The sequence below is a fragment of the Streptomyces sp. GbtcB6 genome, assembly GCF_019091475.1.
GTDB classification, from domain to species: domain Bacteria; phylum Actinomycetota; class Actinomycetes; order Streptomycetales; family Streptomycetaceae; genus Streptomyces; species Streptomyces hyaluromycini.
Map to the genome: position 1 here is coordinate 62,284 of NZ_JAGXJL010000014.1, position 20,768 is coordinate 83,051.

The following is a 20,768-nucleotide window of genomic DNA, read 5'->3' on the forward strand; positions in this document are numbered from 1 at the left end:
CTCCCGTCGCCTCAGAACACCTGGGTGCCCCGCCGCCACACCCCGCTGACCAGCGGAACCCCCGGCCGGTAGGCCAGGTGGACGTGGCTCGGCGCGTCCAGGAGGAGCAGGTCGGCGTACGCACCCGGGGTCAGGCGGCCGATGTCGTCCCTCCTCAGGGCCGCCGCGCCGCCCGCCGTGGCCGACCAGACCGCCTCGTCGGGGGTCATGCGCATGTCCCGGACGGCCAGGGCGATGCAGAAGGGGACGGAGGACGTGAAGGAGGAGCCGGGGTTGCAGTCGGTGGAGAGGGCGACTGTCACGCCGGCGTCGAGGAGGCGGCGGGCGTCGGGCCATTCGGCGCGGGTGGAGAACTCGGCGCCGGGGAGGAGCGTGGCGACCGTGTTGCCGCTCGCCAGTGCGTCGACGTCGGCGTCCGTCAGGTGGGTGCAGTGGTCGGCGCTCGCCGCGTCGAGTTCGACGGCCAGCTGGACGCCCGGGCCGTAGGAGAGCTGGTTGGCGTGGACGCGGGGGGTCAGGCCCTTGGCCTTGCCCGCGGTGAGGATCGTCCGGGCCTGGTCGCCGTCGAAGGCGCCCTTCTCGCAGAAGACGTCGATCCAACGGGCGTACGGGGCACAGGCGTCGAGCATCTCGCCGGTGACCAGGGAGACGTAGGCCGCCGGGTCGTCCGCGTAGTCCGGGGAGACGATGTGGGCGCCGAGGTAGGTGACCTCGTCGGTGTGGGCGGCGGCGATGCGCAGGGCCCGCGCCTCGTCGGCGACCGTCAGGCCGTAGCCCGACTTCGTCTCGAAGGTGGTGGTGCCCTGGCGGAGGGCCTCGGTGAGGTAACGGGTGAGGTTCCGCTCCAGTTCCTCGTCCGTCGCGGCGCGGGTGGCCGCCACGGTCGTCCGGATGCCGCCCGCGGTGTACGAGCGGCCGGACATGCGGGCGTTGAACTCCTGGGTCCGGTCGCCCGCGAAGACCAGGTGGGAGTGGGAGTCCACGAAGCCCGGCAGCACCGCCCGGCCGCCCGCGTCGACCCGGTTGTCAGTGGCGGGTGCTTTGCTGGATTCACCGGTCCACACGACACGGTCGCCGTCGATGACGACGGCCGCGTCCTGGATCAGACCGAGAGGGGAGTTGTCACCGAGGGAGGGGTCGTTGGTGACCAGCGTGGCGATGTTGGTGATGACCGTGCTGCTGCTCATGGTGTCCTCGTGGGTGGTCGTCAGGCGCGAAGGGCTTCGACGGCCCGCGCGAGGGCCTGTGGCACATCGGGTACGAGGGTGTGCGCACCGTCCCGTACGACGTGCCGGCCGCCCACGACCGTGTGCCGTACGTCCGCCGCGGTCGCGGCGAATACGGCCGTCTCGGCACCGAGTCGCGGTACCGGCCCTGCCGTTCTGACGGAGTCCAGCGCGATCGTCGTCAGGTCGGCGAGCATGCCGGTCTCGATGGTGCCCGCGTCGTCCCAGCCGAGGGCGGCGTGGCCGTCGGCGGAGGCGGCGCGCAGCAGGGCGGCGGCCGTCCAGTGGCCCCGGGTGCGGGTGCGCAGCCGCTCGTTCAGCTCCATCGCGCGCGCCTCTTCGAGCAGGTCGATGACGGCGTGGCTGTCGGAGCCGAGGGAGAGCGGGGAGCCCGCGCGCTGCAGGGCGACGGCCGGTCCGATGCCGTCGGCGAGGTCCCGCTCGGTGGTCGGGCACATGCAGGTGCCGGTGCCGGAGCCGCCGATCAGCGCGATGTCCTCGTCCGTGAGGTGGGTGTTGTGGACGCCCGTGGTGCGCGGCCCGAGGACGCCGTGGTCGGCGAGCAGCCGGGTGGGTGTGCGGCCGTGGGCGGCCTGGCAGGCGTCGTTCTCCGCCGTCTGCTCGGACAGGTGCACATGCAGCGGGGCCCGCCGTTCCTCGGCCCAGCCGGCCACGGTCGCCAACTGCCCGGCGGGCACGGCCCGTACGGAGTGGATCGCCGCCCCGATCCGTGCGTGATCCCGTTCCTTGAGAACTGAACAGCGTTCGGCCCAGGCCTCCGCGCTGCCGTCGGAGAAGCGCAGCTGGTGGGCGTTGGGCGGCTCGCCGCGGTGCTCGCTCAGGATGCCGGAGGAGAGGTAGGCGGTGTCGAGGAGGGTGATCCGGATCCCGGCGTCGGCGGCCGCCGCGATCAGTGCCTCGCCCATGGCGTTGGGGTCGGCGTACGGGGTGCCGCCGGGGGCGTGGTGGACGTAGTGGAACTCGCCGACGCAGGAGACGCCCGCCAGCGCCATCTCGGCGTACACCGCGCGGGCGAGCGCGTGGTAGGTCTCCGGGGTCAGCCGGTCGACGAAGGAGTACATGAGCTCGCGCCAGGTCCAGAAGGTCCCGGAGCCGACCTGGACGGTGCCGCGCAGGGCGCGGTGGAAGGCGTGCGAGTGGGCGTTCGCCAGGCCGGGGAGGGTGAGGCCGCGCAGCACCTCGGCCCCGGGCGGCGGCGCGGGCACCTCGGTCCGCACGGCCGTGATCCGGCCGTCGGCCACCTCCACGGCGACGCCCGGCTCGACGTTCGTGTCCAGCCAGGCGTACTCCAACCAGTACGTCGTCCGTGTCGTCACTCGCAGGCCAGCCCTTCCAGTACGTCGGCGAGCGCGCTCACCCCGGCCACGCAGTCGTCCTCGGCCGCGAACTCGGCCGGGGAGTGCGAGACGCCGGTGGGGTTGCGCACGAACAGCATGGCGGTCGGGATGCTCCCGGAGAGGATCCCGGCGTCGTGTCCGGCACCGGTCCCCAGGACGGGCACGGTGAGACCGGTGTCCTTGCCGAGGATCCGGCCGAGTTCGTCGCGCAGGGCGTGGTCGAACTCCACGACCGGCGTGAACGACTCGCGGACCACGTCCAGGTCGATGCCGTGCGCCTCCGCGTACTCCCGGGCCGCCTTCTCGATGCCGCCGACGACGGTGTCGAGGGTGGCCTGGTCGGCAGCGCGGGAGTCGAGCCAGCCGCGCACCAGGGAGGGGATGGCGTTGACGCCGTTCGGCTCGACGGCGATCTTGCCGAAGGTGGCGACGGCACCGGCGAGTTCGGCCTCGCGGCGGGCGGCGAGCACGGTCTCGGCGTACGACAGCATGGGGTCGCGCCGGTCGGCCAGCCGGGTGGTGCCGGCGTGGTTGGCCTCGCCCCGGAAGTCGAACCGCCAGCGCCCGTGCGGCCAGATGGCACTGGCGATGCCGACCCGGTCCCCGGAGAGGTCCAGTGCCCGGCCCTGTTCGACGTGCAGTTCGACGAAGGCACCGATGCGCGCGAGCCGCTCGGGGTCGGGCCCGATGGCGTCGGGGTCGTAGCCGGCGGCCTCCATGGCCCGCGGCAGCGTGATGCCGTCCCCGTCGGTGAGCCGGTGGGCCTGCTCGACGGTCAGGTGCCCCGCGGTCAGCCGGGACCCGACACAGGCGAGCCCGAACCGGGCGCCCTCCTCGTCACCGAAGTTGACGATGGCGAGGGGCCGGGTGAACTCCACGCCCCTGCCCCGGAGTTCGTCGAGCGCGGCGAAGGAGGACACGACACCGAGGGGGCCGTCGAAGGCGCCGCCGTCCGGCACGGAGTCCAGGTGCGACCCGGTGACGACGGCGTTCCCGGCCGCCGGATCCCCGAGCCAGGCCCACTGGTTCCCGTTCCGGTCGACCTCGTAGTCCAGTCCGCGCCCCTCGGCCTGCTCCCTGAACCAGTCCCGGCACTCGGCGTCGGCCCCGGTCCAGGCGAACCGCCGATAGCCGCGGGAGTCGGCGTGCCGCCCGACGGGAAGCAGCTCACGCCACATGGAGTGGAAGGAGGCTGCGCTGTCGGCCGGTGTGGCACCAGGCTGTGGGCAGTCGTTCCGCAGGGCGGAACGGGTGGGCACAGCCGCACCCGCACCCGCACCCGCACCCGGCGACGAGAGCTCGGCCCCCACCGAAGAGTCCCCGCCCTTCGTCACGCGGACTCACCTTCGCGCATCGGGATGCGGACGCCCCGCTCGTCGGCGACCGACTCCGCGATGTCGTAACCGGCGTCCACGTGCCGGATGACGCCCATCCCGGGGTCGTTCGTCAGCACCCGGCGGATCTTCTCACCGGCGAGCTTCGTACCGTCGGCGACGGTCACCTGTCCGGCGTGGATGGAGCGGCCCATGCCGACCCCGCCGCCGTGGTGGATGGAGACCCAGGACGCACCCGACGCCACGTTGACCATCGCGTTCAGCAGCGGCCAGTCGGCGATCGCGTCGGAGCCGTCCAGCATGGCCTCCGTCTCGCGGTAGGGAGAGGCCACGGAGCCGCAGTCGAGGTGGTCGCGGCCGATCGCCAGCGGCGCGGCCAGCTCGCCGCTCGCCACCATGTCGTTGAACCGCTCGCCGGCCTTGTCCCGCTCGCCGTAGCCGAGCCAGCAGATGCGCGCGGGCAGGCCCTGGAAGTGGACCCGCTCACCGGCCAGCTTGATCCAGCGGTGCAGGGACTCGTTCTCCGGGAAGAGGTCGAGGATCGCCTTGTCGGTCTTGGCGATGTCGGAGGCCTCACCGGACAGGGCCGCCCAGCGGAAGGGGCCCTTGCCCTCGGAGAAGAGCGGGCGGATGTAGGCGGGGACGAAGCCGGGGAAGGCGAACGCCCGCTCGTAGCCCGCCAGCTGTGCCTCGCCGCGGATGGAGTTGCCGTAGTCGAAGACCTCGGCGCCGGCGTCCATGAAGCCGACCATGGCCTCGACGTGCTTGGCCATCGACTCACGGGCGCGGGTCGTGAACCCTGCCGGGTCCTTGGCAGCGGCGTCCGCCATGTCCTCGAAGGCCACGCCCACCGGCAGGTAGGCCAGCGGGTCGTGCGCCGAGGTCTGGTCGGTGACGATGTCGATGGGGGCGTTCATGGCGAGCAGCTGCGGCACCAGGTCGGCCGCGTTGCCGAGGACGCCGATGGACAGCGGGCGGCGGGCGTCGCGGGCCTCGGTCGCCAGCTGGAGGGCGTGGTCCAGGCTGTCGGCCTTCACGTCCAGGTAGCGGTGCTCGATGCGGCGCTCGATGGCGCGCGGGTCGCAGTCGATACAGATCGCGACGCCGTCGTTCATCGTCACTGCAAGGGGCTGGGCGCCGCCCATGCCGCCGAGGCCGGCGGTGAGGGTGATGGTCCCGGCGAGGGTGCCGTTGAACTTCTTCGCGGCGACGGCGGCGAAGGTCTCGTAGGTGCCCTGGAGGATGCCCTGGGTGCCGATGTAGATCCAGGAGCCGGCGGTCATCTGGCCGTACATGGTCAGGCCGAGGGCCTCCAGACGGCGGAACTCCTCCCAGTTGGCCCAGTCGCCGACGAGGTTGGAGTTGGCGATGAGGACGCGCGGGGCCCACTCGTGGGTCTGCATCACGCCGACCGGGCGGCCGGACTGGACCAGCATGGTCTCGTCCTGCTTGAGGGTCCGCAGCGTGCGGACCATCGCGTCGAAGGAGCGCCAGTCGCGGGCGGCCTTGCCGGTGCCGCCGTAGACGACGAGCTTGTCGGGGTGCTCGGCGACCTCGGGGTCCAGGTTGTTCTGCAGCATCCGCAGGGCGGCTTCCTGCTGCCATCCCAGGGCGCTCAGTTCCGTACCGCGCGGTGCTCGTACGGGGCGGGGTCCTGACATGGTCTGCCTCCTAGCGGATCAGGGATCAACGGCCAGCGAAGTGTTCCTGCGGTTATTCACATCCTCGCTCGATGAATAGAACTAGTCAATACATTCGGTCCGCCAGCGCGGCCGCAGTCCGGATGTTTGGCTGGACTTATGGGCCTTAAAGGTGTGGACGACGACATGTCGGGGGACGTCGTGGACGGATGCAGGGACGGGCACGAGGACGACGCCGAGCGGGCCGGGCGGCGGGACGACGCCGTTCGGGCGGCGGTGGAGCAGGGACTGCTGGGGCCGGACGCGCCGATCGTAGGCCTGCTGGACGTGAAGGGCATCCACGCGTCGGCCGCCGCGCTGCGCCAGGCGTTCGAGGCGGTCGCGGCGCCCGGCACCGCGATCCTGCACGCCTTCGCGGTGAAGGCGAACCCGCTGGTCCCGGTCGTGCGGCTGCTGGCCGAGGCCGGCCTGGGCGCCGAGGTGGCCAGCGCGGGCGAGCTGGCGCTGGCGCGGGCGGCCGGGATGCCGGCGGAGCGGATTGTGTTCGACGCGCCCGCGAAGACCGAGGCGGAGCTGCGCGAGGCGCTGGCGCTGGGCGTCGCCGTGAACGCGGACAACCCGCAGGAGGTCCGGCGCCTCGACGCCCTCGTGCACCCGGGCGGCACCACCTCCTCGCCGCTCGGGATCCGGGTGAACCCGCAGATCGGGGCCGGGACGATCGGGGCCACCTCCACCGCGACGGCGACCTCGAAGTTCGGGGTGGGACTGCGGGACGAGGGGGCCCGGGAGTGGGTCGTACAGACGTTCGCGGAGCGGCCGTGGCTGACGCGGCTGCACGCGCACATCGGGTCGCAGGGGATCCCGCTGTCGCTGCTGGCGCGGGGCGTGGCGGAGACGTACGCGCTGGCCGAGGAGATCAACGCGCGCGCCGGGCGGCGGCAGGTCGACACCCTCGACATCGGGGGCGGGCTTTCCGTCAACTTCGCCTCGGAGGCGACGGAGCCGACGTACGCGCAGTACGCGCGGCTGCTGGCGGAGGTCGTGCCGGGGCTGTTCGACGGGCGGTACGGGCTGGTGACGGAGTTCGGGCGGTCGCTGCTGGCCCGGCACGGCACGGTGGTGGCCCGGGTGGAGTACGCGAAGAGCTCCGGCGGGCGGCGGATCGCGGTGACGCACGCGGGGGTGCAGGTGGCGCCGCGGACGGTGTACGTGCCGGGGGCGTGGCCGCTCAGGATCGCCGCGTACGACGCGAAGGGGCGGCCCAGGCAAGGGGCGCCGGTGGTGCAGGACGTGGCAGGGCCGGCCTGTTTCGCGGGCGACCTGCTCGCCGAGGCGCGCGCGCTGCCGCCGCTGGAGCAGGGGGACTTCGCGGCGGCGCTGGACACCGGGGCGTACTACTTCGGCAGTCACTACTCCTACAACTCTCTTGCCCGGCCCGGGGTTTACGGCTTCGCACCGGACGGCGACGGGGGCGTGGCGTTCGCCGTCGTACGGGAGCCGCAGACGGTCGCCGAGGTCGTGGCCGAATCCGGAGGGGCGCACGCCGACGCGCTCACCACCCTGCGTGCAACCGAGAGCCGTTGAGACACCTCGGAAAGCAGGGATCAACTGGTGTGAAAAGCAGCCCAGTTGACCAACACTAGCCTGCCGGATGCATGTTCCACTGGAAAATGCCAAACGACTCACCCCTCCCCGCACACGTTGCGTAGTGTCTGCGTCACTCAACCGGAGACCCACGCGGCAGGAGGGGAGCCACGGTGCCCGGAATCGACGAGTGCTTACTGGAAGCGATGCGACTGCCCGGTGCCCGGGGCGCCGCGCTGGTCGACTGGACCAGCGGACTGGCCCTGGGCACGGTCGGGGAGGCGCCCGGCGGTGACCACGAGACCACCGCCGCGGAGGCCGCCGAGCTGGCCCGGCTGGCCGCCGAGCACGGGGCGTTCAGCACCGAGGACGACACCGAGGTGAGTCCTCCGGTGGAGGACCTGATCGTCAGCAACCGGGACAGCTACCACCTGCTGCGGTTCGTGGTCACGTCCTTCGACGCCACCGTGTTCCTGCATCTGTGGCTGACCCGCGAGGACGGCAATCTCGCCCTCGCCCGGATCCGGCTCGGCGAGATGGCCGAGCGGCTGGTGCTGGGATGACCGTGGTCGAAACGCCGCCGCCGCTGCCGGTCCGGGACCGGGCGGCCCTGCACGAGAGAGTGCCCGGCGCGCTCTCACCGATGCTGATACGCCTCGCCGAGGAGCGGGCCACCGGTGTCCTGGTCCGCGAGCACGGCACCCTGCACCTGGCCGAGGGCCGCGTGGTGCACGCCGAGAGCCCGCTCGCCCCCGGCCTCGACGTGCTCCTCACGGCCCGCGGCACGCTCGACCCGGCGGTCTGGCCCTGGACCGACGACATACCCGCGGCAGCAGGCCGGCTGCTCGCCGCCGGCCTGCTCCCGAGAGGCGCCCTGGAGCTGTGCCGCCTCGGCGCCCTGTACGACGCCGGGTACTTCGCACTGGCGCCCAGCAGCACCCCGGGCCGGTTCCGCTACGGCACCACGGCCGCCGCCGGTCCGTGGCGCGCCGTGCCCGTCGCGGACCTGGAGCGCGAGACCCTGCGCCGCCGCGAGCTGCTGCACCGCATCTGGCCCGACCCGTCGGCGGACGGCGCCCCGCTGATCCGCGCCGACCCGGTCGCGCCGCCGCCGGTCACCCCCCGGCAGCGGGCGGTCCTCGACCGGGTGGACGGTGTCCGCACGGCCCCGCAGATCGCCAGGGAGCTGGGCCGGCCGGCCTTCCACACGCTGGTGGACGTACGGCGGCTGGCGGCGGCCGGACTCCTCGCCCCGAGGAGCACCGCGCCCGCCCCGCCCCCGCTTCCCCCGGTCACCGACCCCGACATCGCGCTGCTGAAGAGGCTCAGGGATGCGCTGGAGGCCCTTTGAACGGCACCGCCCCGCCGAGAGGAGACAGCTGATGGCGGCAGAACCCGGCAGCTCCGACAGAGAGGCCGTCCTCGACGAACTACGCCGGTTACGCACCCGGATGCCCCAGCTCACCGGGGCCCTCGCGGCCGGTGTCGACGGCCTGGTCGTCGCCCACGACTGCCCGGGCGTCGATCCGGAGGGCCTCGCCGCGCTCACCGCGGCCGAGCTCGGTGTCGCCGTCCGGGTCTCCGACGCCACCGGCAAGGGCGAGCTCAGGGAGCTGCTGGTGCGCGGCGAGGACGGCTATGTCGCCACCTACGCCGCCGGCCGCAGCGCCGTGCTCACCCTGCTCGCCGAGGACCGGGTGAACGTCGGCCGGCTCCACCTGGAGGGCCGCCGGGCCGCCGCCCGGATCGGCGAGATGGTCGACGCCGCCGAGGCCGCCGCCAAGGCCCTGCGCCCGGCCCGCAGCACAGCCCCACGGACCAGAACCACGCGCACGCCACGCACCAGCACCAGCACCGACGCGCGCACCGCAACCGACAGTTGAAAGGAACCAGAAAGTCATGGCCAACACCGAAACCGCCCTGAAAGAGTGCCTCACCTCCATCGAGGGCGCGACCGGCGTCGCGCTCGTCGACTACACCAGCGGGATGGCGCTGGGCACGATGGGCGGCAGCAAGACCTTCGACCTGAACGTGGCCGCGGCCGGCAACACCGACGTGATCCGCTCCAAGATGCGCACCATGGAGCACCTCGGCCTCAAGGGCGAGATCGAGGACATCCTGATCACGCTCTCCAACCAGTACCACCTGATCCGGCTGCTCAAGGGCCGGGGCGGCAACGGCCTCTTCCTCTACCTGGTGCTCGACCAGTCCCGCGCCAACCTGGCGATGGCCCGGCACCAGCTGAAGAAGATCGAGGAGGACCTGGAGGTCTGACCGGACCTCACACCAGCGCCGCGGTGCGGCGGCGTGCTCCGCCCGGGGCCGCGTCGCCCGCCGCGATGCCGGTACCGCGGTAGGCCTTGACGTCCTTGCCGGCCGGGCGGCCGCCGCGCTGGTCGAGCCAGTCGACGCGCAGCCACAGCAGCTGTTCGCCGGCCTTCTCCCGGCGGCCCAGCCAGGCCGCCTTCAGGCGCAGCCCGGTGCCGGTCCCGGCCAGCAGCATGCCGCCCGCCGCGGGCATCGCGAAGGCGGAGCCGAGCGCGACGGCGAAGGCCAGCAGCAGCCACCAGCGGTGCCCCCGGCGCCAGTTCCGCACGGTCACCGCCCGGTCCTGGAGCACGTCGTGCTTGCCGGCCCGGGCGGCCCCGTGCACCAGCGCGGTGTACCGCTTGCGGCGGGTGAGCGCCACGACGGCGGCGCCGATGATGAACAGCGCGGCCCCGGCCAGCACCCCGATCCGCCGTCCGGTGATCCCCGAGGGCAGCACCCCGACGCCGGCGGCGAACACCCCGAACCACCACAGCGGCGCGGCCCCGGCCCGTACGACCACGGCCACCCGGGCCAACCCCTGTACCCCTCGTCCCGCACGCGCCATGTCCGCAGCCTCCTCGCCGGTCTCGACCCAGTCCGTACGGCGGGACGCTAACCAGCGAACGTGAGACGAGTCTTAAAGCCGCCTACTCGACGAAAAGACCCCGCGCCGCCGCCCGCGTGTCGAACTCCTCCAGGCGGGCCTGGGCGTCCGGCAGGTCGTCGCACATCGCCTCCAGGAGCACCCGGCCCAGCAGCATCGGCGCGCACGCCGTGTCGAAGGCGAGCCCGGTGCCGACGGCGGCCGGCAGCAGCAGGTCGGAGACCTTGGCGACGGGTGCGAAGGCGGAGTCGGCGACGGTCACCACGGTCAGCCCGGCCTCCTTCGCATAGCCGAGCGTGTCCACGACCTCGCGGGGATGCCGGGGCAGCGCGAAGCACAGCAGGGCCGTGGCGCCGGCGAGGACGGCGGCGTCGATGCGGTCGTGGATCATCGTGCCGCCCTCGTTGAGCAGCCGGACGTCCGGGTGCACCTTGGCGGCGAAGTAGGCGAAGCCGTACGCCTGCGAGGCGGCGGCGCGCAGCCCGAGCACCGGCAGCGGCCGGGACGCGGCCAGCAGCCGTCCCGCCTGCTGCACCGGGCGCGGGTCGGCGAGCACCTCGGCGAGGTGCCGCAGGTTCTCGATCTCGGCCTCGACGGCCTGCTGGTACTCGTTGTACGACCCGGAGCCGGCCGCCTGTTCGGCGGGGACCACCTCGCGCAGGTGCTTGCGCAGCGCCGGGTAGCCGTCGAAGCCGAGGGCGACCGCGAAGCGGGTGACGGAGGGCTGGCTGACCCCGGCCAGTTCGGCCAGCTCCACGCTGGACAGGAAGGGCACGTCGGCGGCGCGCCGCACCATGCTGTGCGCGATGCGCCGCTGGGTCGGCGTGAGCCGGTGCCCCTCGAAGAGCGCCTGCAACCGTGTCGCAGGGCTGTCGGTCACGTTCATGACGTGCTCCCCCTCCAGATGTCCGTGAACCGGTCGAGCAGCCCGGCCGCCGCCGTGACGTCGTCCGTGAGCGGCCGGTCGGCCGGGTCCGCCTCCAGCACCGCCTCGGCGAGCTCCAGCGCCCTGCCCGCCCCGAGCCCGGGTTCGGGCCTCAGGTCGCGCTGGCGCAGCGCCCGTACGGCGGCTACGAGTTCGCAGCCGACCACCAGACGGTACGCACGGCAGGCGCGCAGCGTTTGACGGGCGGCGAGCGAGGCGAAACTGGCCTGCTCCTCGACGCCTCGGGAGAGTACAGCGTGCCCGAGGGAGGCGGGCGCGGAGAAGGCGCGCAGGTCGCCGAGGGCGGCGCCGGCGGCGTACTCCAGGATCATCACGCCGGAGGAGGCGGGCTCCTGGTCGGCGAGGAAGGGGCGCAGGCGGGTGTAGGCGGGCTCGTTGAGGGTGGACAGCCGGGACGTGGACAGGCGGGCGACCTGGGTGACGGCGAGCCTGAAGTGGTCCAGGGCGAGGGCAAGTTGGGCCTGGTAGAAGCCGCCGTGGTGGTAGGCGGCCAGGTCCTCGACCGAGATCAGGGGGTTCTCGGCGGCCGCGTTGATCTCGATGGCGAGGACCTGCTCCAGGGCGTCGGCCGCGTCATGGGCCGGGCCGTGGATCTGGGGCAGGCAGCGGAAGCCGTACGGGTCCTGGATCCGGCCGAGCGGCGGGGTCGGCCGGTCGGCGGCGCCGATCAGCTCCCGCATCCGGCGGGCCACCTCGACGCTGCCGCGGTGCGGGCGGGCCGCGTGCACGGGCGCCGCGAACGCCTCGTGGGAGCCGTCGACGGCGAGCAGTGACAGGGCCGCCACGACCTGGGTGGCCTCGATCAGCCCGCGCAGCTCGTGCAGGGCGAGCGCGGACTGGCCGAGGGTGAGGGCGTTGCTGCTGATCAGGGCGAGGGCGTCGTTGTTGTCCAGTGGCTGGGACTCCGGCGCGCCGGAGCCTCGCCAGGGGTGCTCCCCCACCAGTGCGAGGCCCACCTGGGCGAGCGCCGCGATGTCCCCGGTGCCGACCGAGCCGAACTCGTTGACCACCGGGTACGCGCCCGACTCCAGCGCCTCGCACAGCGCCGTCACGACGGTCGGCCTGAGGCCCGCGCCGCCCGCCAGCAGCTGGTTGGCCCGCACCGCGAGCAGCGCGCGCACCTGCCGGGCGGGCAGCTCGTCCCCGATCGCCCCGGCGTGGCTGCGCAGCAGCCGCAGTCCGTGGCCGGCGGCGGCCTCGGTGGGCACGTCCTCGTTCCGGTTGGCGCCGACGCCGGTGGAGCGGCCGTAGACGCGACCGGTGGCGGCGATCTGCCGGGCGGCGTTCCAGGACTCCTCAGCGCGGCGCATCGCCTCGGTGCCCGGGACCGGGCGGGCGGTGCCGTCGGCGAGGCGTACGACGTCCTCGACACCCATGCCGATGCCGTCGAGGACCACCAGGCCGGAATGCGTGATTCCGGAAGTGTCCACAATACGAGACGACATCACGCCCAAACTCCCCTCAATCCGGACACCCGATCTTGCGTTGCGGTCATCCGTTACCTCGGATTAACGCGAGACCGTTGACAACCTATTCACCTACCGAGAACTCTGCATGACGTTATACAGCCGGGCAAGGGACATCTCATGATCCAGTTCGACGCGGTCCACAAGCGCTTCCCCAACGGCACGACAGCAGTCCACGATCTCTCCCTGGAGATGCCGGAGGGCGGGGTCACCGTCCTGGTCGGCTCCTCCGGATGCGGCAAGACCACCACCCTGCGGATGATCAACCGGATGGTCGAGCCGACCTCCGGCACGATCAAGGTGAACGGCAAGGACGTCACCCAGCAGGACGCCGCCGAGCTGCGCCGCTCCATCGGGTACGTCATCCAGCAGGCCGGCCTCTTCCCGCACCGCACGGTGCTGGACAACATCGCCACCGTCCCGCTGCTGCTCGGCTGGAACCGGAAGAAGGCCCGCGCCCGCGCCGCCGAACTCCTGGAGACCGTCGGCCTCGCCGCCGACGCCGGCAAGCGCTACCCGCACCAGCTCTCCGGCGGCCAGCAGCAGCGCGTCGGCGTGGCCCGCGCGCTCGCCGCCGACCCGCCCGTGCTGCTGATGGACGAGCCGTTCGGCGCCGTCGACCCGGTGGTCCGCACCCAGCTCCAGGACGAACTGCTCCGGCTCCAGAAGGAGTTGAACAAGACCATCGTCTTCGTCACGCACGACGTCGACGAGGCGGTCCGGCTCGGCGACCGGATCGCGATCTTCCGCACCGGCGGCCACCTCGTCCAGTGCGCCCCGCCCGCCGAACTGCTGGCCCGGCCCGCGGACGACTTCGTGGCCGACTTCCTCGGCGCGGAACGGGGCCTGAAGCTGCTGTCCCTGAAGACCCTCGCCGACGTCCCGCAGGGCCCGGCACCCCAAGGCGACTGGACCCTCGTCCTGGACCCGGCGGGCAAGCCCCTGCACTGGGCCTCGAAGGACACCGAACTCCCGGTACGGCCGCTGGCGGACGGCGACTCGCTGCTCGCGGCGCTGAACGAGTCGATCGCCTCCCCGACCGGGCTGGTCGCCCGGGTCGACGCGGCCGGCGTCCTCACCGGCGTCTCGTCCCGCGACGACATCCACGTCCACGCCGGTCAGGCGCACAGCGCGGCCCGGGTGGTGGCGGCATGACCATCGACTGGTCGTGGATCGGCGACCACACCGACGACCTCACCAGCCTCACCCTCTCCCATCTCCAGGCCGCGATGACCGCCGTCTTCTTCGGCCTGCTGATCTCGCTGCCGCTCGCGGTGGTCGCCCACCGGGTCCGCCCCCTGCGCGGCTTCCTGCTCGGCCTCTCGAACGTGCTCTTCACGATCCCGTCGATCGCGATCTTCGTGCTGCTGCTCCCGATCAGCGGCCTGACCCGCACCACGACCGTCATCGGCCTGACCGTCTACACGCTGGTCGTGCTGTTGCGGAACACGGTCGAGGGCCTGGACTCGGTCCCCGCGAAGACCAAGGAGGCGGCGAAGGCGATGGGCACCCGCCCGCTGCGCACGCTCCTCACCGTCGAACTCCCGCTGGCCCTCCCCGTGATCATGGCGGGCGTCCGGATCGCCACGGTCATGTCCATCTCGCTGGTGAGCGTCGCCACCTACATCGGCGACGGCGGCCTCGGCCAGCTCTTCACCGACGGCTTCCAGCGCGACTTCCCGACCCCGGTGATCGTGGGCGTGGTCCTCACGATCCTGCTCGCCGTGGTCGCGGACGCGCTGCTGGTGGCCCTCCAGTACGTACTGACCCCGTGGCGGCGGAGGCGAGCCTGACATGTTCGAACTCTTCAAGAACCTCGGCACCTGGCTGACCAGCGGCTCCCAGTGGGCCGGCTCCGACGGCATCGCCCACCGGCTCGGCGAGCACCTCCAGTACTCGCTCCTCGCGACCCTCATCGCGGCCGCGATCGGCCTCCCGCTCGGCCTGCTGATCGGCCACACCGGCAAGGGCGCGTTCGTCGCCATCAACCTGGCGTCCTTCGGCCGCGCGCTGCCGACCGTCGGCCTGGTGGTGCTGGTCTTCCTGGCCGGCGGCCTGTCGATGCTGCCGGTGTACGTGGCGCTGGTCGCCCTCGCCGTCCCGGCGATCGTCACCAACACCTACGCCGGGATGACGGCCGTCGACCCGGACGTGAAGGACGCGGCCCGCGGCCAGGGCATGCGCGGCCACCAGGTCCTCTTCCAGGTCGAGCTGCCGCTCGCGCTCCCCCTGATCATGACGGGCCTGCGCCTCGCGCTCATCCAGGTCGTGGCCACGGCCACCATCGCCGCGTACGTCTCGTTCGGCGGCCTCGGCCGCTACGTCTTCGACGGACTCGCCCAGCGCGACCTCGTCCAGGTGCTCGGCGGCGCGGTGCTGGTCGCGGTCGTCGCCGTCGTCCTCGACCTGCTCCTGAGCACCCTCCAGCGCTTCCTCTTCCGCCACCGCACTGCCTAGGGACCCCTCGATGAACCGACGCACTCTCCTCGGCGGCCTCTTCGCAGCGGCCTCCGTCCCCGCCCTCGCCGCCTGCTCCGGCGGCATCACCTCCCTGAACGAGAGCAGCGGCTCGACCGCCGGCGGCGGCTCCAGCAAGGGCGGGATCACCATCGGCACCGCCAACTTCACCGAGAACCAGGTGCTCGGCTACCTCTACGCGGCCGTGCTCCAGCAGGCCGGCGTGAAGGTGAAGGTCCGCCCGAACCTCGGCACCCGGGAGATCGTGATCCCCGCGCTCAAGGCCGGCGACATCGACCTGCTGCCCGAGTACCAGGGCGCCCTGCTCAACTACCTCGCGCCCAAGGACGCCTCCGCCGAGCCGGGTACCATGCAGAACGCGCTCACCCTGGCGCTGCCCGCCGGCCTCCAGGTGCTGCCGTACGGGCAGGCGGCCGACTCGGACTGCTTCGTCGTCACCCGGGCGACCGCGCAGAAGTACGGCCTGACCTCGCTGGCCGACCTGGCCAAGCAGAACGGCAGGCTGGTCATCGGGGCCGCGCCCGAGGTGAAGAAGCGCCGGGTGGGCGCGGTCGGCCTCCAGGAGGTGTACGGCGTCGAGTTCAAGGAGTTCAAGTCGCTCGACTCGGACGGGCCGCTGGTCAAGGGCGCGCTGAAGAAGGGCGACGTGGACGTGGCGAACCTGTTCACCACCGACACCGACATCGCGGCCAACGACTGGGTGGTGCTGAGCGACCCCAAGAACCTGATCCCCAGCCAGCACATCGTCCCGCTGATCGCCGACCGCAAGGCCGACGACACGGTCCGCAAGGCCCTGGCCCGGCTGGGCAACGTCCTCACCACCGAGCAGCTCACCCAGCTCAACAGCCAGGTCGACAACGACAAGAAGGACCCGGAGGACGTGGCGGCCGCCTACGCGAAGCAGCACGGGCTGGCCTGACCGCCGGCTACCGACTGCCGACCACCGGCTGCCGCGTCGGTATCGCGCGGGCGATGATCCGGCCAAGAGCCGTTAAACCAACACCGAGCGTAACGTTTCCGCCGCGTACAGTGATGATAACCATCAGCGCCAGCACCTGAGGAAGCGTCATGGCCTCGAACCCCAGGGCTCTTCCGACGGCCACCGCCGTCGGCGCACCATCCGTCGCCCTCTCGTCGGCGGCCGTCGTGCCCGCCTCGGCGAGCGCGGCCCTCGACGAACTGCTCCAGGGCAACCGGCGGTACGCCACCGGCCGCTCCCGCCGCGGCCGGGCCGCCGCACCGCACCCGTTCGCGGTGGTGCTCGGCTGCGTCGACTCCGAAGCCGCCCCGGAACTGGTCTTCGACCAGGGCCTCGGCGACCTGCTGTGCATAAGGACGGCCGGGCAGGTGCTGGACGAGGCGGTGCTCGGTTCCCTCCAGTACGGCGTGCAGGAACTGCGCGTCCCGCTGGTCGTGGTCCTCGGCCACGAGGGCTGCGGGGCCGTCGCCGCCACCCTCGCCCGGCTGCGCACCGGCGCACCCGTCCCCGGTCACCTGGAACTCCTCGCCGCCGAGATCGCACCGGCCGCCCTGCGCACCAGAGCGCTGCCCGGCGACTGGGCCGAACACACCATGCGGGCCCAGACGGTGTGGGCGCGGAACGCGATCCGGGCGGACTCCGGGTTCGCGGGGGCGTCGGTGGTCGCGGCCCGGTTCGACGCCGGCAGCGGACTGGTGTCGCTGCTGCCCTGAGGGCGGACCCCCCGCCGGATACGGGGGATTCCCCCAGTGCGACGGGCTCTTGCGGCCCCTACGGTGGACGTCATGACGGACGTTCACGACACCGAGCTGAAGAAGGACCTCGCCGCCACCCTGCACGCCCGCAGGGACCTGGGGCCGGAGTACGAGTCGGAACTGGTCGACTCCTTCCTGGAGAAGATCGACCAGCGCATCGACACCGCGGTGGAGCGCCGGATGCGCCGGGTTCTGGCCGAGCAGCAGATGCAGGCGGCCCGGGGGGCCCGCAGGCCGAAGAGCACCGACTCCTGGGGCGAGCGCTTCGGCTTCGGGATCGTCTCGCTGGTGCTGGCGATCCCGCTCTCGGCGATCAGCGGCGCGTTCGGCGGCATGACGGGCGTCGTCGTCACCTGGATCGGCATCGTCGGCGTCAACGCGACCCAGGCCGTCCGTCTCAACCCCGGCCTGTTCCAGCGGGGCGACCGCGGCCACGAGGACTGACCCGGGCCCGATGCCGAGGCCGGGCCGGCTCACACCTGCCGGGTCGGCTGGACGACGACCTGCCGCAGGTTGACGTGCCGGGGGCGGCTCGCCACATAGCCGACCAGGTCGGCGAGGTCCTCGGCGGCCAGTGCGCCCATCCCGTCGAACATGCCGGCCACCTGCTCGCGCAGCTCCTCGCCCTCGATGTGGGTGCCGAGTTCGGTGTCCGTCAGACCCGGCTCGACGTTGGTGACCCGCACGTCACGCGGCCCGAACTCGGCGCGCAGGGCCTGCGAGAGGAAGGTGACGGCGGCCTTGGTGGCGCCGTACACCGCGAAGGTGGGGAAGACGACGTGCGCGCCGATGGACGACACGTTGACGAGATCGGCGGTACGGCCTGCGGCCGCGGCTTCCACCAGGTCCCCGGTGAAGGCCCGCAACACCCGCAGCACTCCGGTCACGTTGGTGTCGAGCATGCGCTGCCACTCGTCGATACGGCCGTCGTCGACGGGGTTGGGCAGCATGACGCCGGCGTTGTTGACGACGAGGTCGACGCTCCCGTAGGCCGCGTGCACGGCGTCGGCCGCGGCCTGGACGGACGCGTCGTCGGTGACGTCGGCGACGACGGCGAGGGCCTCGCCGCCGTTCGCCCGGATCTTCGCCACGACCGTCTCCAGCCGGTCCGCGCGCCGGGCGAGCAGCGCCACCCGGGCACCCGACCCGGCGAGCCGCAGGGCGACGGCCGCCCCGATCCCGCTGGCGGCGCCGGTGACGACGGCGGTACGGCCGGACAGGTTGTCGTACGACATGAGGTACTCCCTGGTCAGTGCCGCCGGGACCGCCCCGGCGGCGTGTCTCCACACTCGCCGGGTCCGGGCGGCCTACCCAGGGCTGAGCTTTTCCTGGGTCTGGCAGAACCAGGTTGGGAGGACGCGACTCCCCTACGATCGAACCCATGGACGGGGAACTCGGAGACTTCCTGCGCTCGCGCCGTGCCCGCATCCGGCCCGAGGAGGTGGGGCTGCCCTCGCACGGCCGGCGCCGCGTACCGGGCCTGCGCCGCGAGGAGGTGGCGCAGCTGGCGGGGGTGAGCGTCGACTACTACATCCGCCTGGAGCAGGGCAGAGGGCCGAGTGTCTCGGACGCGGTCCTCGACGCGATCGCCCGCGTGCTGCGCCTGGACGAGACCGAGCACGTGTATCTGCTGACGGTGGCCCGCCCGCACCGGAAGGGCACCGGGCGCCCGGCCCGTCCCCGCGTCCGGCCCGGCGTACAGCTGCTGCTGGACGGCATGGAGCGGACGCCCGCGTTCGTGCTGGGCCGCCGGATGGACGTCCTCGCCTGGAACGCGCTCGGCGACGCGGTGAACGGGTTCAGCGCCCTGGCTCCGGCCGAGCGGAACATCCCGCGCCAGGTCTTCCTCGACCCGATGGCGAAGGGCTTCTACCCCGACTGGGCCGCCGTCGCCGCCCAGACCGTCGCCAACCTGCGCATCGACGCGGGCCGCCACCCCGACGACCCCCGCATGGCCGCGCTGATCGGCGAACTCTCTCTGAAGAGCGCGGACTTCGGCCGGCTGTGGGCGGACCACGAGGTCAAGGAGTGCGCGTACGGCACGAAACGCATCCAGCACCCGGTGGCGGGCCTGCTCACCCTCCCCTACGAGACCCTCACGGTCCCGACGGACCCGGACCAGACGATCGTGGCGTACACCCCCGAGCCGGGCTCGGAGACGGCGGAACGGCTGGCGCTGCTGGGGAGCTGGGCGACGACCGGCTGAGGCCGGGAAAAGTAATGCGCGGGGACCGCCGCACCCCCGTTACCGGGGGGCGGGACGACGGCGGTCCCCGCGAGGGACACGAGCCGGGTCAGGGCCGGGCTTCGCGTCCAAGCGTCCATGGAGGTCCGGGAGCCGCTCCGGAGGTCCTTGGACGTTCGGTGTCGGCCGGGGCGGGGAGCCGCTCCCGCCCTGCCGACACCCACTAATCTGCCGGACCCGTGTTAAGCGGGTGCTGCGCGCACGTGACACGCTCGTACCACTTCCGCGAAGTCCACCACTCGGATAGGAAACAGCAAGTTCCCCCGGGTCACGGGCCGTTCACCGGACGTTTCGCTACTGCTTGCCGCCCTTGGCGAGAAAGGCCAGCAGGTCCTGCCGGCTGACCACTCCGGTGGGCTTGCCCTCGACGAGGACGATCGCGGCGTCGGCCGCGCCCAGCACCGTCATCAGGTCCGCGACCGGCTCGCCGGAGCCGACCTGGGGCAGCGGGGCGCACATGTGCTTCTCCAGCGGGTCCTCCAGGGAGGCCCGCTTGCTGAACAGCGCGTCGAGCAGCTCGCGTTCGACGACCGAGCCGACGACCTCGGCGGCCATCACGTCCGGGTGCCCGGCGCCCGGCTTGACGACGGGCATCTGCGAGACGCCGTACTCGCGCAGCACCTCGATGGCCTGTCCGACGGTCTCGTCCGGGTGCATGTGGACGAGGGAGGGGATGGTGGCCCCGGCCTTGTCGCTGAGCACGTCGCCGACGCGGGCGCTCGGGCCCTCGTCCTCCAGGAAGCCGTAGTCGGCCATCCACTCGTCGTTGAAGATCTTGCTCAGGTACCCGCGGCCGCTGTCCGGGAGGAGGACGACGACCACGTCGTCCGGGCCCAGCCGCTCGGCCACCCGCAGCGCGGCCACGACGGCCATCCCGCAGGAGCCGCCGACCAGCAGGCCCTCCTCCTTCGCGAGCCGCCGGGTCATCTGGAAGGAGTCCTTGTCCGACACGGCGACGATCTCGTCGGCGACGGTCCGGTCGTAGGCGGTGGGCCAGAAGTCCTCACCGACACCCTCGACCAGGTACGGCCGCCCGGAACCGCCGGAGTAGACGGAGCCCTCCGGGTCGGCGCCGACGACCTGTACCCGGCCCTCGCTGGCGTCCTTCAGGTAGCGCCCGGTACCGGAGATGGTCCCGCCGGTACCCACGCCCGCCACGAAATGGGTGATCTTCCCCTCCGTCTGCTCCCACAGCTCGGGGCCGGTCGAGTGATAGTGCGAAAGGGGGTTGTTGGGGTTGGAGTACTGGTCCGGCTTCCAGGCGCCGGGCGTCTCACGGACCAGCCGGTCGGAGACGTTGTAGTACGAGTCCGGGTGCTCCGGGTCGACGGCGGTGGGGCAGACCACGACCTCGGCGCCGTACGCCCGCAGCACGTTGATCTTGTCGGTGCTCACCTTGTCGGGGCACACGAAGATGCACTTGTACCCCTTCTGCTGGGCCACGATCGCCAGCCCCACCCCGGTGTTCCCGCTGGTCGGCTCGACGATCGTCCCGCCGGGCTGCAGCTCCCCGCTCTTCTCCGCGGCCTCGATCATCCGCAGCGCGATGCGGTCCTTCACGGACCCGCCCGGGTTGAAGTACTCGACCTTGGCGAGCACTGTGGCCTGGATGCCCTGGGTGACGCTGTTGAGTCTCACCAGCGGGGTGTTGCCGACGAGGCTGATCATCGAGTCGTGGAATCGCACCGTTGTCTCCGGTTGCTTGCAAAAGGTGTGGTCCTAGTGGTGCCGCCAGCCTAGGGCCTGTCCGGCGGATCGGGCCGCCGGGACGAAACGGTCCTGATCAGCGACCGCTCCGGAGGTTCACTCCCCGTTGAGATTGACGGACGCCCTGTACGGGGCA

The 20,768-nt window shown here is 72.4% G+C and carries 21 protein-coding genes; 12 read left to right on the top strand and 9 right to left on the bottom strand.

The features are described 5' to 3' along the window. Positions 1-11: 11 nt before the first annotated feature. The 4 genes from hutI to hutU form a co-directional block, all read right to left on the bottom strand. The gene (hutI, locus tag KVT45_RS24040; protein ID WP_217550721.1) at positions 12-1,187 is read right to left on the bottom strand and encodes an imidazolonepropionase; all 1,176 of its coding nucleotides are present in this window, start codon (positions 1,185-1,187) and stop codon (positions 12-14) included. 20 nt (positions 1,188-1,207) lie between these two features. Then, entirely contained in the window at positions 1,208-2,569 is a 1,362-nt protein-coding gene (locus KVT45_RS24045) for a formimidoylglutamate deiminase (RefSeq protein ID WP_217551003.1), read from the bottom strand. After that, positions 2,560-3,762, bottom strand: coding sequence for an allantoate amidohydrolase (locus tag KVT45_RS24050; RefSeq protein WP_217551001.1), 1,203 nt, complete (start codon positions 3,760-3,762; stop codon positions 2,560-2,562). The genes KVT45_RS24045 and KVT45_RS24050 overlap by 10 nt, the downstream gene beginning before the upstream one ends. 152 nt (positions 3,763-3,914) lie before the next feature. Next, entirely contained in the window at positions 3,915-5,579 is a 1,665-nt protein-coding gene (gene hutU / locus KVT45_RS24055; RefSeq protein WP_217550723.1) for a urocanate hydratase, read from the bottom strand. Positions 5,580-5,744: 165 nt separating this feature from the next. Here hutU and KVT45_RS24060 point away from each other — a divergent pair, with 165 nt between their 5' ends. The 5 genes from KVT45_RS24060 to KVT45_RS24080 all read left to right on the top strand — a co-directional run bounded on the left by KVT45_RS24060 (position 5,745) and on the right by KVT45_RS24080 (position 9,416). Further along, entirely contained in the window at positions 5,745-7,142 is a 1,398-nt protein-coding gene (locus tag KVT45_RS24060) for a diaminopimelate decarboxylase (protein ID WP_217550725.1), read from the top strand. A 173-nt stretch (positions 7,143-7,315) separates the two neighbouring features. Continuing rightward, complete coding sequence (locus KVT45_RS24065) at positions 7,316-7,705, top strand: hypothetical protein (RefSeq protein ID WP_046731666.1); 390 nt, start codon at positions 7,316-7,318, stop codon at positions 7,703-7,705. Beyond that, positions 7,702-8,493 (top strand): transcriptional regulator, encoded by a 792-nt coding sequence (locus tag KVT45_RS24070; protein WP_217550727.1) that lies wholly within the window; start codon positions 7,702-7,704, stop codon positions 8,491-8,493. Before KVT45_RS24065 ends, KVT45_RS24070 begins: the two co-directional genes overlap by 4 nt. Positions 8,494-8,524: 31 nt before the next feature. Then, a complete protein-coding gene (locus tag KVT45_RS24075; protein ID WP_217550729.1) occupies positions 8,525-9,025 on the top strand; it encodes a roadblock/LC7 domain-containing protein in 501 nt (166 codons plus the stop codon). A gap of 16 nt (positions 9,026-9,041) precedes the next feature. Next, positions 9,042-9,416, top strand: a complete 375-nt coding sequence (locus KVT45_RS24080) for a hypothetical protein (RefSeq protein WP_217550731.1) — start codon at positions 9,042-9,044, stop codon at positions 9,414-9,416. Between the two features lie 7 nt (positions 9,417-9,423). Here KVT45_RS24080 and KVT45_RS24085 read toward each other — a convergent pair whose 3' ends face one another. From KVT45_RS24085 to KVT45_RS24095, 3 genes are all read right to left on the bottom strand, one after another. Then, complete coding sequence (locus KVT45_RS24085; RefSeq protein WP_217550733.1) at positions 9,424-10,017, bottom strand: hypothetical protein; 594 nt, start codon at positions 10,015-10,017, stop codon at positions 9,424-9,426. An 82-nt stretch (positions 10,018-10,099) separates the two neighbouring features. Beyond that, positions 10,100-10,942 carry a MurR/RpiR family transcriptional regulator gene (locus KVT45_RS24090; RefSeq protein WP_217550734.1) on the bottom strand — a complete coding sequence of 281 codons (843 nt, stop codon included), beginning with the start codon at positions 10,940-10,942 and terminating at the stop codon, positions 10,100-10,102. Then, on the bottom strand, positions 10,939-12,447 hold the full coding sequence (locus KVT45_RS24095; protein WP_217550736.1) for an aromatic amino acid ammonia-lyase: 1,509 nt from the start codon (positions 12,445-12,447) through the stop codon (positions 10,939-10,941). The genes KVT45_RS24090 and KVT45_RS24095 overlap by 4 nt, the downstream gene beginning before the upstream one ends. Positions 12,448-12,588: 141 nt before the next feature. Here KVT45_RS24095 and KVT45_RS24100 point away from each other — a divergent pair, with 141 nt between their 5' ends. The 6 genes from KVT45_RS24100 to KVT45_RS24125 all read left to right on the top strand — a co-directional run bounded on the left by KVT45_RS24100 (position 12,589) and on the right by KVT45_RS24125 (position 17,124). Further along, the gene (locus KVT45_RS24100) at positions 12,589-13,623 is read left to right on the top strand and encodes an ABC transporter ATP-binding protein (RefSeq protein WP_217550738.1); all 1,035 of its coding nucleotides are present in this window, start codon (positions 12,589-12,591) and stop codon (positions 13,621-13,623) included. Beyond that, a complete protein-coding gene (locus KVT45_RS24105) occupies positions 13,620-14,261 on the top strand; it encodes an ABC transporter permease (RefSeq protein WP_217550740.1) in 642 nt (213 codons plus the stop codon). Before KVT45_RS24100 ends, KVT45_RS24105 begins: the two co-directional genes overlap by 4 nt. Position 14,262: 1 nt before the next feature. Continuing rightward, positions 14,263-14,925 (top strand): ABC transporter permease, encoded by a 663-nt coding sequence (locus KVT45_RS24110; protein ID WP_217550742.1) that lies wholly within the window; start codon positions 14,263-14,265, stop codon positions 14,923-14,925. 10 nt (positions 14,926-14,935) lie between these two features. Next, complete coding sequence (locus KVT45_RS24115) at positions 14,936-15,865, top strand: ABC transporter substrate-binding protein (RefSeq protein ID WP_217550744.1); 930 nt, start codon at positions 14,936-14,938, stop codon at positions 15,863-15,865. Between the two features lie 149 nt (positions 15,866-16,014). Continuing rightward, complete coding sequence (locus KVT45_RS24120) at positions 16,015-16,638, top strand: carbonic anhydrase (RefSeq protein ID WP_217550746.1); 624 nt, start codon at positions 16,015-16,017, stop codon at positions 16,636-16,638. A 72-nt stretch (positions 16,639-16,710) separates the two neighbouring features. Continuing rightward, positions 16,711-17,124 (top strand): hypothetical protein, encoded by a 414-nt coding sequence (locus KVT45_RS24125; protein WP_217550747.1) that lies wholly within the window; start codon positions 16,711-16,713, stop codon positions 17,122-17,124. A gap of 29 nt (positions 17,125-17,153) precedes the next feature. Here KVT45_RS24125 and KVT45_RS24130 read toward each other — a convergent pair whose 3' ends face one another. Further along, positions 17,154-17,915, bottom strand: a complete 762-nt coding sequence (locus KVT45_RS24130; RefSeq protein ID WP_217550749.1) for an SDR family oxidoreductase — start codon at positions 17,913-17,915, stop codon at positions 17,154-17,156. Between the two features lie 146 nt (positions 17,916-18,061). On the opposite strand from KVT45_RS24130, the gene KVT45_RS24135 reads away from it, so the two are divergent. Further along, the gene (locus KVT45_RS24135) at positions 18,062-18,886 is read left to right on the top strand and encodes a helix-turn-helix transcriptional regulator (protein ID WP_217550751.1); all 825 of its coding nucleotides are present in this window, start codon (positions 18,062-18,064) and stop codon (positions 18,884-18,886) included. A gap of 333 nt (positions 18,887-19,219) precedes the next feature. On the opposite strand, the gene KVT45_RS24140 is transcribed toward KVT45_RS24135, so the two are convergent. Continuing rightward, entirely contained in the window at positions 19,220-20,611 is a 1,392-nt protein-coding gene (locus KVT45_RS24140) for a cystathionine beta-synthase (RefSeq protein ID WP_217550753.1), read from the bottom strand. Positions 20,612-20,768: the final 157 nt, after the last annotated feature.

Bases quoted from the DNA above. Each gene is read 5' to 3' on its own strand.
- hutI (WP_217550721.1), bottom strand. From the start codon at position 1,187: ATGAGCAGCAGCACGGTCATCACCAACATCGCCACGCTGGTCACCAAC.
- KVT45_RS24050 (WP_217551001.1), bottom strand. From the start codon at position 3,762: ATGTGGCGTGAGCTGCTTCCCGTCGGGCGGCACGCCGACTCCCGCGGC.
- hutU (WP_217550723.1), bottom strand. From the start codon at position 5,579: ATGTCAGGACCCCGCCCCGTACGAGCACCGCGCGGTACGGAACTGAGC.
- KVT45_RS24060 (WP_217550725.1), top strand. From the start codon at position 5,745: ATGTCGGGGGACGTCGTGGACGGATGCAGGGACGGGCACGAGGACGAC.
- KVT45_RS24070 (WP_217550727.1), top strand. From the start codon at position 7,702: ATGACCGTGGTCGAAACGCCGCCGCCGCTGCCGGTCCGGGACCGGGCG.
- KVT45_RS24075 (WP_217550729.1), top strand. From the start codon at position 8,525: ATGGCGGCAGAACCCGGCAGCTCCGACAGAGAGGCCGTCCTCGACGAA.
- KVT45_RS24080 (WP_217550731.1), top strand. From the start codon at position 9,042: ATGGCCAACACCGAAACCGCCCTGAAAGAGTGCCTCACCTCCATCGAG.
- KVT45_RS24085 (WP_217550733.1), bottom strand. From the start codon at position 10,017: ATGGCGCGTGCGGGACGAGGGGTACAGGGGTTGGCCCGGGTGGCCGTG.
- KVT45_RS24090 (WP_217550734.1), bottom strand. From the start codon at position 10,942: ATGAACGTGACCGACAGCCCTGCGACACGGTTGCAGGCGCTCTTCGAG.
- KVT45_RS24095 (WP_217550736.1), bottom strand. From the start codon at position 12,447: ATGTCGTCTCGTATTGTGGACACTTCCGGAATCACGCATTCCGGCCTG.
- KVT45_RS24100 (WP_217550738.1), top strand. From the start codon at position 12,589: ATGATCCAGTTCGACGCGGTCCACAAGCGCTTCCCCAACGGCACGACA.
- KVT45_RS24105 (WP_217550740.1), top strand. From the start codon at position 13,620: ATGACCATCGACTGGTCGTGGATCGGCGACCACACCGACGACCTCACC.
- KVT45_RS24110 (WP_217550742.1), top strand. From the start codon at position 14,263: ATGTTCGAACTCTTCAAGAACCTCGGCACCTGGCTGACCAGCGGCTCC.
- KVT45_RS24115 (WP_217550744.1), top strand. From the start codon at position 14,936: ATGAACCGACGCACTCTCCTCGGCGGCCTCTTCGCAGCGGCCTCCGTC.
- KVT45_RS24120 (WP_217550746.1), top strand. From the start codon at position 16,015: ATGGCCTCGAACCCCAGGGCTCTTCCGACGGCCACCGCCGTCGGCGCA.
- KVT45_RS24125 (WP_217550747.1), top strand. From the start codon at position 16,711: ATGACGGACGTTCACGACACCGAGCTGAAGAAGGACCTCGCCGCCACC.
- KVT45_RS24130 (WP_217550749.1), bottom strand. From the start codon at position 17,915: ATGTCGTACGACAACCTGTCCGGCCGTACCGCCGTCGTCACCGGCGCC.
- KVT45_RS24135 (WP_217550751.1), top strand. From the start codon at position 18,062: ATGGACGGGGAACTCGGAGACTTCCTGCGCTCGCGCCGTGCCCGCATC.